Below are 13,699 nucleotides of genomic sequence, written 5' to 3' on the forward strand. Positions count from 1 at the left end.
AAGAGACAGGGAGGGGGCGGGGGGTGCCCTGCTTGTCGCGGACGGTGCCGGCTGCCAGGGCTCGGTAGTAGGCGATGAAGTCGCCGAGGTTGTAGCCCTCGGGGTCGGTGTGGGTGACGGGTACTTCCAGGTCGCCGTGGCGTTCGACGTAGCGGGCGGCGGCGGCTAGCCCTTCTTCCCATGCGGCTTGGGCCGGGCTCCAGACCACGCCGAGTTTCTCCAGCTCGGTGACGGTGGTTCCGCGTAGTTCGCCGCGGCGGTAGCGGTTGCAGCGGGATCTGAGGGCGGTTCCGAGGGGGTAGCCGCTGGGGGTGACGTAGTCGCGGTGGACGAGCAGGTTTCCGAACTGCTTGTGGTAGGCGCGGGCGTGCTGGAGGAAGGTCTGTTCTTTGTGGTCGAGGGTGTTCCAGACCATGCCGGCTTCCTCGCAGGCGGCGATCTGCTCGGGTGTCAGCCTGCCGGTGGCGTAGGCGCGCCGGTAGACGTTGACCTGGGTACCCAGCCGGTAGTCGCCGACCCGGTAGACCTGGGGGACGAGGAGGTTTCCGAACTCCTGGCGGTAGGCGTGGGCGTGCCGCAGGAAGACTTCCAGGCGGTATGCCTCCATGTCCCAGATCATGCCGATCTTGGCGAGGGCGGTGATCCGGTCCTCGGGGAGCCAGCCGCGCTTCTTGGCCTGCCGGGTGTTTTGGATCCACTGGCCCAGGCGGTGTCCGCGGGCGGTGACGTGGTCGAAGGGGACGTCCAGGTTGCCGTTCTCGGTGTAGTACTCGGACGCCTCCGCGTACCCCTCCCACCACGGTGAGGTCGTTTGGCGTACGGCGACGGTCGCCAGTGAGGTGAGGAGGCTGGCGGCCACCCCGTCGGGCATGTCTATGACGATCTTGTCGGGCAGGTCGGCCTCGCTCAGCGGGAGCAGGCCGCGGCGCATGTCGAGTTCGATGCCCAACGTCTCGTCGTGGGCGCGGAGTGCGCGGATCACGCGCCACAGCGTGCCGCATTCCCGCGGGTCCAGGTCGCCGACCTCGCCGGCGTCCTCGGGGACGACGACGGGCACGATGATGGTGGCCGGCTCGTCGTCCCCGCCGTGGCGGCGCAGGGCCCGGCCGACGGCCTGGACGATGTCGACGGCGGAGTCCTTGGGGTTGGCGAACAGGACCGCGTCCACCGCCGGCACGTCCACGCCCTCGGTCAGGCAGCGGGCATTGGAGATGACCGTCCACGCCCCTTGGGGGGTGTTGGCCAGCGCGGTCAGCCGCTCGGCCCGCGCCTGGTGCGACATCACGCCCGAGACGTGGTGGGCGGCCGGTGGCGGCCCGCCGACACCGGGGACGCGGGTGAAGGTGTCCGCGAGGGTGCCGGCGAACAGCTGCGCGCCCTTGACCCGGGAGTGGAAGGTCAAGGCCCGGCTGATCCCGTATTTCTCGCGGGCCCGGATCAGCGCGATCTGGGCGGCCAGCGTCTGCGCGTCCAGGTGCCGGTCGTGGTAGATCGCGTCCCGGGTTTCAAGGACGGCCCGGGCGTCGGAGTGGGGAACGCCCATCACCAGGATCCGGTAGTCGGACAGCCATCGCTCCGCGATCGCCCGCGGGAAGGGGTAGCGGTACAGCACGGGCCCGAACACCGTGCGGTCGTCCATCGACAGTGCGCCGGCCCGGTCCGCCAGGTAGGCGTCCATGCGCGGCGTTGCGGTCATGAACAGCGCGCGGCGGGCCGGCAGGAAGCCGGGCTGCGTTACCCGCTTGGTCTGCGCGTCGGGCCGGCCCGCCAACCGGTGCGCCTCGTCGCACACCAGCAGGTCCGCTGTTCTGCCGCAGCTGTGCAGGGCCTCGGCCACCCGGTCGGCTGAGGCATAGGTGCCCACCAGCAGCACCGAGCCGGCCTCGCACCAGGCGGCGATCTCCGCAGCATCGGTGGTCACCGGCACATCCAGATCCGACACCTGCATCGGTGTATCCGTGCCGCGGCCCACCGTGGCGTCGGAGCACACTGCCAACGCCCGCGCGCGCGGGAACGCGGCCCGGAAGGGCGTCAGCAGCTGGGCCACCAGCGGGATCGAGGGGGCCAGCACCACGACCAGCCCATCGTCGGGCACGAGCCCGTTCACCGCCGCCTGCACGGCCATCTGGGTCTTCCCCGACCCGCATGCCGCGTGCAGCTGGCCCAGCCCGCCAGCGGCCAGGCCGGCGGTCAGCGCGGTGACCGCCTCCCGCTGGTAGGGCCTCAACTCGTCCAACATATGGTGCGTCCCCCCTTCACGCAGCGCATCCTGGGCGCTGCGGTAGTCCTGTGGCGGTGGTTTTGGCCAGGTTGCCGAGTGGTTCAGCTGTCGGATATCTCAGGCGGTCGCGCGCCTGCCGGCCGCATGCGGGCCCGATCACCCCCAGCGCATGCCCAACGCGTCCAGGGCGGCAATGCGCTCCTCGCTGATGCCGCCCTGCTTGATGCCGGAGCGCAGCTGCCGCTGGTGCAGGATCCACGAGCCGAGCTTGATGCCGTCCGCGGTGGTGTAGGAGTGCGGCACGTTCAGATGCCCGTGCTCGGCGTGGAAGGCGCGAGCTGCGGCCAGTGCCTTCTGCCACTTGGCCTCTTGTTGGTCCCACACCATGCCCAGCTCGTCCAGCTCAGCCTGCTGATCGAGCGGCAGGTCCTTCTTGCGCCACTTGATCCGCTGGGTGTTCAGCCAGTCGCCGAGCTGATAGTCGTCCGCGGTGCGGTAGGTGCGTGGCACGTTCAGGTGACCGTGCTCGGCGTGGAAGGCACGGGCCGCGGCCATCCCCCTACGCCACGCTCGCCCTACGAACTCCCACTCCATGCCCAAGGCGGTCAGGGCCGCCTCCCTTTCGGGTGCCAGCCGCCCTTGGCGGCGCAGCGTCCTTTGTCTCGACAGCCAGCGGCAGAGGTCGATGCTGTCTTGGCCGGTGGCCCGCGGGACGCGTAGGTGCCCATGCTCGGCGCGGTAGCGGGCCGCGAGGTCCAGGCCCCTGGCGAACGTGTCCCTGGGCTCCCACACCATGCCGATCTCTTCCAGGTTCTCCACGCGCTCCGGCGTCAGCTGGCCGCGGCGGTATTCGTGGCGGCGGGCGGCGATCCAGGCGCCCAGGCGGATGCCGGACTTGGTGCGGTACTCGGCAGGCACGAGCAGGTGCTGGTGCTGCTCGTAGTACCGCACGGCCTCCGCATACCCCTCCATCCACACGCTGGTCGTCTGGCGCACCAGCAGCAGCGAGATCTGCGATACGAAGGTCTGGCTGGTGCCCGGCGGCAGCAGCATGGTGATCTTCTCGGGCAGTTTCGGGTTGAGGGTGGAGTCCTTGGCCCGGTGGCTGTCCAGTGCGATGGCCAGCATCTCGTCGTGCGCGCGTAGAGCCCTCACGACCTGCCACAAGGTCTCGTACTCCCCAGGATCCAGGTCCCCGATCTCCTCATCCTGATCTGGGACCACCAAGGGCACGATGATGGTGGACGGGCCGGGCACTGCTGGATCCCGGCGCAGCGCACGGCCCACGGCCTGGGTGATGTCGACCGCGGACTTCTTCGGGTGGGCGAACAGGACCGCGTCCACGGCCGGCAGGTCGACGCCTTCGCTCAGGCAGCGGGCGCTGCTGATCGCAGCCCAGCCCCCCTGTGTGTCCCTCAGGCGGTCCAGGATCCGGTGGCGCAGGCCGTGGTCCATCTCCCCGTGCACGTGGGCCGCATACAGCCCCTCCGATACGTCGGCTTCGAGACGGCCCAACGTGCCGTTCAGGGTGCGGGAGAACTCGGCCGCGGCCGCGACGCGGGGGTGGAACGTCAGCGCCCGCTGGATACCGAACTGCTGCCGCGCCCTTCCCAGGGCTATCTGCGCGACGACCGTGCGAATCGACGGAGCGCCGTGCGCGTCCACGTACTCGATCCGCTCGTCGGCCAGCAGCTTGCGCGCCTCGCTGTCGCGGACCCCGATCACCGCGATGCGGTAGTCCTCCAGGAAACCGTCGGCGATGCCCTGGGCCAGCGGGTATCGGCCCAGGACCGGGCCGAAGACGGCCTCGTCGTCCATGCCGACCATGAGCACCGCATCGCTATCGCGCCGGATCCGCAGGTCCTCCCTCGGGGTGGCGGTCATGAACAGCCGGCGGCGGGCGGGCAGCCGGTCGGGCTGGAGGATTTCACGGGTCGCGTAGTCGAGGCGGCCGGCCAGGTGATGGGCCTCGTCCAGTACGAGCAGGTCCAACTCCCCGACCGCGAGGACGGCGTCAGCGAGCCGGTGCGCGGACAGGTAGGTGCCGATCACCAGGCGGATCCCCGGCCCCGGCGGCCGGCGCAGCCAGGCGGCAATGTCGTCGGTGCTGGTGGTCACTGGCACACCCAGATCCGAGACGTGCACCGCGGCGTCGGCCACCGAGTCGTCGCTGCACACCGCCAGCACATCCAGCTGGGGGCACTGGCTGCTCCACAACGCCAGCGTTTGCGCGGCCAGCGCCAAGGACGGCACCAACACAGCGGCCGTTCCCCCGTCGTGGAGCAGCTGCTCGGCCGCGCGCTGGGCCACCAGCGTCTTCCCCGATCCACATGCCATGTGGACCTGCCCCAGGCCCCCGGTGGCCAGGGAGTCGGTCACAGCGGAGATGATCCGCTCCTGGTAGGGCCGCAGTTGCATTCCCGTGTCCCCCACTCCTCGATGGCGCGGCCGTAACCCTGCCATGTCGTCGCCTTTCCACTCGTGATTCGTGCTATCGACCAATCACCTGGCCGACCGCGCATGCTGTCCGCCACCGTAGACATCCGGTGGCGGACAGCATGCGGCTTCTTCGCTGTCAGTCCTCGCTGTCGTCGTCCAGCGCCTGCCGGATCAGGGCCCCCTGGTCCGCGGGGAGCGGTCCCGTGATGCGCGCGATCTCCCCCGTGATCTCTCCGGCCTCGTCCATGGGCGCGACCAGCAGGTAGACGTCCGGGTCATCGGCACTCAGGCCGCGCCGCTTGGCCCAGGCGAAGACGCTGTCGGGGATGTCGACCCCGTGGCGCTCCGGCTCAACAGCCCGGGCCCCCGGGGACTCACCGCGGACCACGGACCACACCACGAGATCGGCGTACTCGATGCGGGCGCCGGTCTGCTCGGCGGCCCGGGCGCAGACCCGGCGGTGCCAGGACGCCTGCCACCGGCCCAGCGCATGGGCGGCCTCGTAGTCCTCGTCACTCCGGTAGGTGATCAGCACCGGGTGCTGCTCGCCTTGGCAGCGCGCGACCATCTTCGCCACCTCCTGGTCGGTCTCCGCCTTCAGCTCGGCGATCGCGACCCGGATGCGGCCGGGGATCGGGTCGCGGCCCTGCTCCCAGGACCGGACCGTGCGCGGGTTGATGCCACTTCCCCTGCTGCTCGGCAGCAGCTTCGCCAGGTGGTCGCCGGTCAGGCCCAAGAACTCGCGGGCCGTGCGCAGCTCGGCCGCGGTGAGCGGGTCGTCCTCGGCCAACTCGTCCCGCAGCTGGCGCAGGTAGTCGTCCAGGCCGTGGCACACCGCGACCTGGTTGCCGTCACAGGGGGCCAGGTCGCTCAGGATGTCCTGCTCGATCTCGTCCAGGCGCGCGTCGGTGGTGTCGGCGGTGATGCCGTAGTCGCTGACCTCGCTCCCGTTCGTGGCGCCGTCGATGTCCCACACGCCGATCAGGTCCTCGTCCGCGAAGCCCTGGTTCGGCTCGTTGGACCAGCCGCTGTCCGAGGTCGGCAGGCCGAGGTGGTCCTCGATCTCTTCATTGGCGGCCCGGGCGTCGTCGTCCAGGACGGCGACGGTGTTGTTGCCGTCCCATTCGGCCGTGGTGCCGGCGATGACCCGATCGGCGAGTGGAGCGATCTCCCGCATGACCCGGTTGACGGCCTCGGCGGTGAGCAGCGGGATGTCGTAGCGACGGTCCAGACCGTGGACGACGGTGAACGGGATGGCGTTGCCGATCTCACCGTTGTAGGTGGCGTGCAGGGTGCCGGCCTGGGTGTCGAGCTCGATGTACGTGGGCTGTGGCTCGAACTGGCCGTCGTAGTGCCGGTACAGCTCGGTCGGGTGGGTGCATTCGATGATGCGGACGGTGCTCATGCGGGTGTCCTTCTGCGGTAGGCGGCGCGGGCCGCGGCGTTGTGGTGCCCGGGCGGGGCGGGATGTCAGAGGGCGGCGATCTCGGCGCGGATGCCGGCGACGACGGTCTCCCACAGCTCCTGCCGGGAGGCGACGCGGGACTCGCTGAGGCCGAAGCGGCAGTGGAGCTTGCCGTCGGCGTCGTCGTACCAGACCTTGTCGATCGAGCCGAGGAGCTTGTATGCCTGGCTGTTGGAGATGCTCTCGCCCTGGTAGCTGGCGGAGGAGATGTTGCCGGTGTTGTAGCGGGTGGTCTCGATGCCGGCGAACTCGGGCCAGGTGTTGATGTAGACGCGGTCCATGCCGTTGCGCTGCCAGCGGTTTCCGCCGATCGCGGTCATCGTCTCGATCGAGTAGACGACGCGGGCCGCCTTGCGGGCGGCGCGGCGGGCGCCGATGGCGATGCGGTGGGCGAGGGAGGCGGCGTCGATGGCCCAGCGGCCGGCGGTCTTGGTGGCGGTGATGACGCCGCGGCGGCACCAGGTGCGGATGGTGGCGACGGTGACGCGGGCTTCGATGGCTGCGGCGAGCGTGTTCATGGTGTCCTCCGAGTGACTTACGGAGCGGGCTGGGGCTGTCCCCTGCCTCACACCACGAGGCTACACCCTAATTTAGGGTGTAGCAAGGGAGTTGAGGTGTGTGGCTGGATCAGCACGCGCCGTTCCCCACCCGCCCGCGGGTGCGGCTCCCGTGCACCGGCCTCCGCGCGGCCGGACTCGCCGGGGAACCACGGAAGCCCCGCTCGGGCCGCCGGGCCCGCGGCCGGCGCCCGGCCACCTCCACCGGGGCCCGCAGCAAGCTCCTGTGACCCTCAGACAGACATCGCGCGGGTGGGCTGTTTGGATCTGCGGACCCTGCGCTCGGGCAGCGTCTCGCGGCCCGGCGCCGGCGACCCGGCGTAGGCGACCACCGGCTCGGCGGTGAGCTCCTTGACCTGGTGAGCGAAGTCAGGCTCCGGCAGGGGCAGGTCCAGGTCAGCCTCGGTGGTGAATTCCACCGCGGTGGGCACGTAGTCCAGCAGCCTCACCGCGGCCGCGGGCAGCTTCCGCTCCCTGGTCAGCGCCCGCAGCACGCGCAGGGCCACGGCCATCTCGTGGTCGGCTTCCGCACCGCCGTCTTCGTGCAGGACGGTGGTGATGGCCGCGGGCGCGGCACACGCCTGCTCGTGCCACCAGTTCAACCAGCCGTGCGCCTGGGCGTCTTCGCCCAGGGACATGTGGTGGAGGTAGAGGCAGTAGGCGGCCGCGGGGTCGCCGGCGCCCGCGGCGTACTGCCACCAGAACTGTGCGGAGTCCGGGTGGTCGGCCAGGTGGAGGATGCAGCCGAGCACGCGGGCACCGGGCGGCTCAAGCAGACGCCGGGCCAGGAAGTCCCGCAGGTCGGTGAGGGCGCCGGGGCGGGCGATGAGCGCCTCGCACAGCGTCCGCAGATCCTGAGCCATCCGCTCAGCCGCCCCCTCGGCCAGCCCGCCCCGCCACCTGCCCGCGGCGACCGCGCCCAGGTGCTCGGGCGGCGGCGGGGCGGCGGGTGTGCAGTGGGGCGCCGGGCAGCAGGTGCCGCACGATGCCGAGCTGGCACTCAGCCGGGCGGCGATCCGCGCTTCCGCCGCCTGGATGTCGGTGGCCGGCGGTGTCGCGATCCGGGCCCGGGCCAGGAGCTGGTCAGTGCGTGAGGTCATCGATGTCTCCCGAGTGCTCAAGGATCTGATGTAAGGCCCGGCGGGCGGAGCGGGCGATGGACCGGACACCCGCCGCGGTGATGCCCAGGTGAGTGGCGGCCTCGGCGGCGGTGTAGGCGTGGTAGTAGAGCAGGACGATCACGTCCTGCTGCCGGTCGGTCAGGGCCGCCACGGCCTGCCGCAGCAGCAGGCTCTCGGCGAGCTGGTCGATCGGATCCACCGCGGTGCGCAGCGCGGCGGTCTCGAAGACGGCGTGCTCCAGCTGTATGCGGCGGCCGCGGGAGCGGGCCATGTCGATCGCCCGGTTCTTCATTACCGTCCAGGCGTAGCCGGCCGGGTTCTTCATGGCCAGCACCTTTTTCCAGGACCGGGCCAGCTGCTCGAAGGCGGCGTCCACGGCCAGTTCGGCGTCGCTCCGGTCGTTCACGATGGTGTGGGCCCGGCGGACGTACGCCTCGCGGTGGAGCTCGTGGAAGGCGCGGAAGTCGGTGGGCAGGTCGTCGGGCGGTCCGGGCAGTCCGGTCATGGGAGGTACGTGGCCGTGCAGGTGGTCCCTCGTCACCGGGCCCCCTCTTCGTGCTCCCGGTGGTCACCGCGAGCACCGCGGTGGAGCTCGGAGATGCCGATGCGGACTCCCGCGGCGGCAGCGCGGCGCAGCAGGGCCCTGGCATCGCCCCCCAGCACGCGCACAACGAGCGCGGCAGTCACCAAGTCTCCAGCGAGTTGAGCGTTCACGGACGTCGTCGTCCTCCTGGTCGTCGCACGAGGCTCCTCCCCAGGTCTTCAGCCTCGCGAAGGCGCGGAGTGCGCCCTCTGCCACCTCTAGCGACCGCCGAAGGCGCTCCGTGCGTCCGCCGACGGATCCTTCACCCCTGCGTGTCAGCCACCCGCGCGGGCCGGCCCGTGCCGGGCGGTCCAGGTGGGCCGCCGTTCTCGATTGATCCGCCCGGCCGGCTGCCAGTGATAGTCGACCCGCTCGCACGCTGCCTGTGTACGTCTCGGGCCGTACGGCTGAGCGGTACCGCTCGTGGCTGCCGAGAGCGGCCAACACCTGGCGCCCAACAACTCGGGTGTTCATCACTGGACGCTGGGCGTCGTCCCGGAACGGCTGACCGCCAGGTTCTTGGCTGAGGCGCTTCCCGCCACCTGGACCATGCAGGGCTGCTCAGACCGCGGCGCGCCAGGATGTGCGGGGCGGTGGCCTGAGCAGTCCTGGCTATAGATCTATTCACGCGGTAGATCGACACACGCGAGACTCGTCTGCGAGCGGCTGGAGCAGTGGCGGCCACCATACCCGCCACCCGCTGATGATCCCTCCGGGGCGGAACGCGGTCTGACGCGTTGTCAGTGTCCTGCGCCACACTGGGCTCCTCGCCGATGAAGTAGGGGGGCCGATGGCGTTCCGAGCCGTGCACGCCCAGTGGGGGATCGTCTTCTCGCACCTGCCCGATCTCGGCTGCGGGCGCTTGTGGGGGGAGGTGTGGAAGGTGAAGCCGCCCGCGCCGCTGACGTGCGACGAGTGCGGTCACGGCATGTACGCGAAGATCTCCCAAGCCGGCTTACGGTTCTTCGCCCACGCCCCGGGCGCCCCTACCTGCGCGCTCGGCCTGGAGTCTGTCGCCCACCATCTGCTGAAGCTGGAGCTGGCCAACTCAGCCCGCGATGCCGGAGCACACGCCGAACTCGAAGCCCGTGGGCCTGGCGCCGCGTGGCGGGCGGACGTGCTGGCCACCGACCCCGCCGGCGCCTGGGCAACGGCACTGGAAGCCCAGCTCGCGCCGATCACCGACGCCGACATCACTGCCCGCACGGAGAAGATGCGGGCCGACGGCGTCACGTCGATCTGGTTCAGCGACCGGCCCCGCCCGCCCTGGCTGGGCACCGTCCCCTCCATCCGCCTGGAGCGTCCCGAGGGAGTGAAGCACCTGGCCGTCGCCGAGGGCCTGGTGAAGTTCGAGAGCCGCAGCTGGAAGGCGGTGCCAGCCTCCCTGCCCGAGTTCCTCACCTGGGCGTTCGCCCGTCGGATCGTCCCGCACAGCCCGCGGACGCCGATGCGCTACCCGTGGCGGTCACTCGCCACAGTGTGGACAGCACCGCAGTACATCACGGCCGAGACCACGCACCTGGAGGAAGAGGAACGGCGGCGGCGCATCTACAAGGACCGGATGGCCGCGCTGCAACGGGAGAAGGAGAAGAAACGGGAGCAGATCCGAGCCAGGAACGCGGTCACCCGGGCCAAGGCCCTGGCCGAGGCCACCGCCGCCGAGCAGGACGCCCGCACCCGGCCGCCCGGCAGACTCTGGCAGGTCGCCCGCGTCTTCCGCCGCGGCGTCAACCAGGCGCTGGCCAAGCTCGCCGAGGAACACGGCATCACCGCGACCGTGGGCCTCAGCACCGGAGACCCCCGGTACGCCGGCGGGGTCCCCCTCGTCGACGAGCACGGCGTCCCGGCCGCGGTCTTCGACCCGGACCCCGGACGCGTACGCGGGGAGGCGTTCCTGCTGCTGGCCGGACTGCTGCTGATCTTCCCCAGCAAGGCCGACCAACGCCGGTTCGAGAATGCCGCAAACACCAAGAAAAAGCACCGGCCGATCGACGGCTACCGCACCGACTACATCGAGGCACCTACGGGCGGGCCCGGCCGTGCCTGGGGCGACCGCTCCTGCACCTGCGCCACGCCGCAGCTCGTTGCGAAGATTCAGAACGCGGAGTACGCAGCCGAACCCAGCGAACAGACGTGCCCGGCCGCTTCCCTATTCCGCGCGGAGTGCCGCGCGTGCGGCAGCCGGTATGACAAACCCTGGCGCCGGACCGGCAGCACACCCGTTCCCCAGCAGCGCGGCGCCAAGTCGGTGCTCCCGAAGCTGCCGCCAAGTAACGAGTAGCTGTGCGTCACCGTCGTCGCGCACGGGGACGGTCAGCCGGCAGGTACTCAACGGAAGGACAGATGGATGAACGAGGGCGATCAGAACGTCACACGGATCGGAGGCTCCCATATTCCACGCGGCTACAGGACCTTCCACGGCCCCGTCGGAGTACACCCCCGCGAGGACGCCATCCACGTCATCACGTTCACAGGCTCCGAGGAATCCGACCTCCTCCACGCGGCCGGCGCCTGGATGGCCGAGCACCTCGACGCCGTACTCCTCGGCATGAACTGGGTCGCCGACTACCTCTCCCCACACGACATCGACGTCCCCGGGCCACCGCGACACCGCCTGGACATCACCGTCGATCTCTCCAACGAACGACGCTGAAGTGACCCCGACATCACCCCACTGTGGAGAGGAACTGCCACTTGTCCCCGGGCTGACGCGGCGGGGCCGTCAGGCGGATGGCGTCGTGATCATTGAGCAGGAGCCTGCCCGCCGCGTGCAGCTGGTGCAGGTGGACCCATACTCTGTGCTCGCTGGATACGTGAACGCCGCCGCAGCAGCTCAGCTGCGGGCAGACCTCATGGTGCCCGTGTCCGTCATCGGAGCTGATGCGTTGAGCGAACTCGGCGACCGGCACCACGGAAGCGGGTACCTGAGGACCATCGGCATTGGCGAGCGCGATGACACCCGACTTGATCCAGTCGTCCAGGTGGGTGGCCGCCACCGGCAACCTGCCGCGGTAGATCGGCAGCAAGAGCTCCTCGATCCGTGCGAAATACTGCCGGGACTCCATCGGCGCCGACGCCGCCAGCTCGAACCTGCCGGTCAGCGGGCTGGGCACCAACCACTCCCGGTACCCCTCGTACGGAGGGTTGCCGTGGAACAGCGGATCCATCTCCAGCAGCCGCTGCTCCCGGCGTCGCCGGGCCGCCCGCGCCGCCTGCTTGTTCGGCCCGCCGTTGCGGCCCTTACGGTTCTTCGCCACGCGCCGATGATCCCGTCCCCAACGGCACAGGACCCGGCACCAGGCCGGACGCTGCTCCATACGTGTCCCGCCGTACCCCGCGGGTACCCCCACCGCCGAGATTCGAACGCGTGTCGTATTCTGGGATTGTGTCCAGCCACCCCTACCCTGACGACCTACTTGCTGCCCAGCTAGAGCTCCACCAGACCCGCGCCGCCCACGAAGCCCTGTGCCGGACCCTGCCCTGGTCCACGGAGCCGATGCCCGGATGGACGGCCGAGCAGAGCACCATGAGCGCGGCCGGGCCCCGCACGGTCACCCGGCCGGAATCTCCCGGGTACACGCCTGAGCAGGCCGCGGCCAAGCAGCGCCTAGAAGGGCGCCTGCTGGAGCTGACCGCCGCCGTCAGCACCCACCCCTTCTGGGACACCCTGCAAGGGGAAGCACGGGTGGAGGCCCGGATGCAGCTCAAGCACGCACACGACGAGGACGCCGCCAGCGCCGCGGCGTAGCCAGACCATGGACGCCGACGACTGGCGGACCAAAGCCGGACCCTGGGCCCGGGCGACCCTGCCCGACGGGCAGCAGCTCGACGTCATCGTCACCGGCCGCACCCGCACACCCGACGGCAGGTGGTGGTTCGAGGCCGAGGCGATCCTGCCCTCCAGATACCAGCGCGCCGACGGCCACACCCAGGCCACCGGATCCCCCACCCCGATCAGCGTGCCGGCCGACTGCATCGCCCCGATCCCCGGCGAGCGGTACGACACCGTCCCTACCGAGGGGAGGGCCGCTGGGCGCCAGTGGGCGCTGGAGCTGCTGCACCAGCACCTCGACGGACCAAGCCGCCGGCTCCACCGCCGAGACTGCTGGCAAGTCCGATCCGAGCACGAACTCCTCGCCACCACCGAAGCCGCCGGATTCCTGGGCCATCCTGAAGTGGACGCGTGCGACGTGTGCCGCCCAGACCACGCCCTCCGCTCACTGACCCGCAGCGCCCTCTCGCGGCAGCCCTGGCGGTAGAGCGGCCCCGCCGGCTGAGTGGAATCCGCCCCAACGCCCACGATCACGCCCAGCCCCGTGGAAGACTTCTGCCGGGCCCCGCCGTATCCCCCGTCGGCCGGGGCCCTCCCCACACGCACGGCAGAGGTCCGGATGGATGCTGAAGACCTGGAGATCACACCGACGCAGGGACCGAGCTGCGAGGGCGTCCGTGACCTGATCGTGGAACTTCTGGAAGCCCACTCGCTGGTCAGCCATGTCGGCCCGGTCCGCGCGGCTCCAGGCGACTTCGGCCTGCGCGTCGAGATCGGCGGACTTGATTTCGAGATGTGGGTTGACCCTGCGTAGAACGGTGGTGAGCCCGGCCCCGGCCCGTCACTCCCACACAGGGACAACGGGAGGACAGTCCAGGACCCTCACTGCACATACCGGCGCAGCACCCGGTCCGCGCGCGCCACCACCGCCCGGAACTGCTCCGGGTCCGGCCGGCCCGCGTTCGCGCGCAGCAACTCCACCAGCCGATCCGCCGGTATTACCGCCACACCCCGCACCTTGAACCCGGCACCCTCAACCACGGACGAGGCGGCCACCCTTCTGGACAACCCTGAGGTGGGTATGTGTGACATATATGCCCCGCAGCGGGCCTTGCGTCGCTGACCTCCCCCGTCAGGAGGTGCTCTCGACGTGCAGGAGCAGCAGGTCGAACTCGGGCCCGTCGGGGGTGTTGCGATAGGGGCCGAGGTATCTGTATCCGAGGCGCGCGTATAGGTCCTGGCCGCGGTGGTTGGAGGGCAACGCCAGGAGAGAGGACCAGGTGGGAGCGATGGCCTTGAGGAGCTCGGCGTGCAGTCGCGTGCCGGTGCCTTGGGACTGCCACGGCGGCCGAACTGCCAGCTCGCACAGTCCCATCAGTCGCTCGGTTCGGGTGCCCTGGGGGGGCCTGGGCGACCAGAGTGGGGCCGAACCAGTATTCGGCGGTGCAGGGGAAGCCGTAGCCGAATCCGATGGGGGTGCCGTCTGCGTAGGCGATCGCCATCGCGAATCCGGCCCGCTTCAGGTGGCCTTCGATCTGGCG

14 protein-coding genes are annotated in these 13,699 nt (G+C 70.5%); 5 read left to right on the forward strand and 9 right to left on the reverse strand.

Annotated features, from left to right (window positions below):
* The 6 genes from E4099_RS08090 to E4099_RS08115 form a co-directional block, all read right to left on the reverse strand.
* Positions 1–2,239 (reverse strand): DEAD/DEAH box helicase (locus tag E4099_RS08090; protein WP_135338274.1); only part of this gene is annotated, 2,239 nt, incomplete at its 3' end.
* Between the two features lie 138 nt (positions 2,240–2,377).
* The gene (locus tag E4099_RS08095) at positions 2,378–4,639 is read right to left on the reverse strand and encodes a DEAD/DEAH box helicase (RefSeq protein ID WP_167828317.1); all 2,262 of its coding nucleotides are present in this window, start codon (positions 4,637–4,639) and stop codon (positions 2,378–2,380) included.
* A 157-nt stretch (positions 4,640–4,796) separates the two neighbouring features.
* Positions 4,797–6,065, reverse strand: a complete 1,269-nt coding sequence (locus E4099_RS08100) for a helix-turn-helix domain-containing protein (protein WP_135338276.1) — start codon at positions 6,063–6,065, stop codon at positions 4,797–4,799.
* A 65-nt stretch (positions 6,066–6,130) separates the two neighbouring features.
* Complete coding sequence (locus E4099_RS08105; RefSeq protein ID WP_135338277.1) at positions 6,131–6,643, reverse strand: hypothetical protein; 513 nt, start codon at positions 6,641–6,643, stop codon at positions 6,131–6,133.
* Between the two features lie 272 nt (positions 6,644–6,915).
* Complete coding sequence (locus E4099_RS08110) at positions 6,916–7,782, reverse strand: hypothetical protein (protein ID WP_135338278.1); 867 nt, start codon at positions 7,780–7,782, stop codon at positions 6,916–6,918.
* Positions 7,766–8,344, reverse strand: a complete 579-nt coding sequence (locus tag E4099_RS08115; RefSeq protein WP_342451910.1) for an RNA polymerase sigma factor — start codon at positions 8,342–8,344, stop codon at positions 7,766–7,768. The genes E4099_RS08110 and E4099_RS08115 overlap by 17 nt, the downstream gene beginning before the upstream one ends.
* A gap of 832 nt (positions 8,345–9,176) precedes the next feature.
* Between E4099_RS08115 and E4099_RS08120 the strand changes: the two genes are divergently transcribed.
* Together E4099_RS08120 and E4099_RS08125 are read left to right on the forward strand one after the other, a co-directional pair.
* Positions 9,177–10,667 (forward strand): competence protein CoiA family protein, encoded by a 1,491-nt coding sequence (locus E4099_RS08120; RefSeq protein ID WP_245244667.1) that lies wholly within the window; start codon positions 9,177–9,179, stop codon positions 10,665–10,667.
* 66 nt (positions 10,668–10,733) lie between these two features.
* Positions 10,734–11,039, forward strand: coding sequence for a hypothetical protein (locus E4099_RS08125; protein WP_135338279.1), 306 nt, complete (start codon positions 10,734–10,736; stop codon positions 11,037–11,039).
* Between the two features lie 13 nt (positions 11,040–11,052).
* Here the strand turns inward: E4099_RS08125 and E4099_RS08130 are convergent, their stop codons facing one another.
* Positions 11,053–11,643: a hypothetical protein gene (locus tag E4099_RS08130; protein ID WP_135338280.1), complete on the reverse strand. Its 591-nt coding sequence runs from the start codon at positions 11,641–11,643 to the stop codon at positions 11,053–11,055.
* A gap of 128 nt (positions 11,644–11,771) precedes the next feature.
* Between E4099_RS08130 and E4099_RS08135 the strand changes: the two genes are divergently transcribed.
* The 3 genes from E4099_RS08135 to E4099_RS08145 all read left to right on the forward strand — a co-directional run bounded on the left by E4099_RS08135 (position 11,772) and on the right by E4099_RS08145 (position 12,972).
* Positions 11,772–12,134 (forward strand): hypothetical protein, encoded by a 363-nt coding sequence (locus E4099_RS08135; protein ID WP_135338281.1) that lies wholly within the window; start codon positions 11,772–11,774, stop codon positions 12,132–12,134.
* 7 nt (positions 12,135–12,141) lie between these two features.
* Entirely contained in the window at positions 12,142–12,645 is a 504-nt protein-coding gene (locus E4099_RS08140) for a DUF6233 domain-containing protein (RefSeq protein WP_245244669.1), read from the forward strand.
* A gap of 132 nt (positions 12,646–12,777) precedes the next feature.
* Positions 12,778–12,972 carry a hypothetical protein gene (locus E4099_RS08145; RefSeq protein ID WP_135338282.1) on the forward strand — a complete coding sequence of 65 codons (195 nt, stop codon included), beginning with the start codon at positions 12,778–12,780 and terminating at the stop codon, positions 12,970–12,972.
* A 68-nt stretch (positions 12,973–13,040) separates the two neighbouring features.
* Here E4099_RS08145 and E4099_RS34810 read toward each other — a convergent pair whose 3' ends face one another.
* Together E4099_RS34810 and E4099_RS34065 are read right to left on the reverse strand one after the other, a co-directional pair.
* The gene (locus E4099_RS34810) at positions 13,041–13,166 is read right to left on the reverse strand and encodes a hypothetical protein (RefSeq protein ID WP_280923492.1); all 126 of its coding nucleotides are present in this window, start codon (positions 13,164–13,166) and stop codon (positions 13,041–13,043) included.
* A gap of 124 nt (positions 13,167–13,290) precedes the next feature.
* Positions 13,291–13,533 (reverse strand): GNAT family N-acetyltransferase, encoded by a 243-nt coding sequence (locus E4099_RS34065; protein ID WP_245244671.1) that lies wholly within the window; start codon positions 13,531–13,533, stop codon positions 13,291–13,293.
* Positions 13,534–13,699: the final 166 nt, after the last annotated feature.

Origin of the sequence: Streptomyces palmae, assembly GCF_004684805.1 — a bacterium.
Taxonomy (GTDB): domain Bacteria; phylum Actinomycetota; class Actinomycetes; order Streptomycetales; family Streptomycetaceae; genus Streptomyces; species Streptomyces palmae.

Bases quoted from the DNA above. Each gene is read 5' to 3' on its own strand.
- E4099_RS08095 (WP_167828317.1), bottom strand. From the start codon at position 4,639: ATGCAACTGCGGCCCTACCAGGAGCGGATCATCTCCGCTGTGACCGAC.
- E4099_RS08100 (WP_135338276.1), bottom strand. From the start codon at position 6,065: ATGAGCACCGTCCGCATCATCGAATGCACCCACCCGACCGAGCTGTAC.
- E4099_RS08105 (WP_135338277.1), bottom strand. From the start codon at position 6,643: ATGAACACGCTCGCCGCAGCCATCGAAGCCCGCGTCACCGTCGCCACC.
- E4099_RS08110 (WP_135338278.1), bottom strand. From the start codon at position 7,782: ATGACCTCACGCACTGACCAGCTCCTGGCCCGGGCCCGGATCGCGACA.
- E4099_RS08120 (WP_245244667.1), top strand. From the start codon at position 9,177: ATGGCGTTCCGAGCCGTGCACGCCCAGTGGGGGATCGTCTTCTCGCAC.
- E4099_RS08125 (WP_135338279.1), top strand. From the start codon at position 10,734: ATGAACGAGGGCGATCAGAACGTCACACGGATCGGAGGCTCCCATATT.
- E4099_RS08140 (WP_245244669.1), top strand. From the start codon at position 12,142: ATGGACGCCGACGACTGGCGGACCAAAGCCGGACCCTGGGCCCGGGCG.
- E4099_RS08145 (WP_135338282.1), top strand. From the start codon at position 12,778: ATGGATGCTGAAGACCTGGAGATCACACCGACGCAGGGACCGAGCTGC.
- E4099_RS34065 (WP_245244671.1), bottom strand. From the start codon at position 13,533: ATGGGACTGTGCGAGCTGGCAGTTCGGCCGCCGTGGCAGTCCCAAGGC.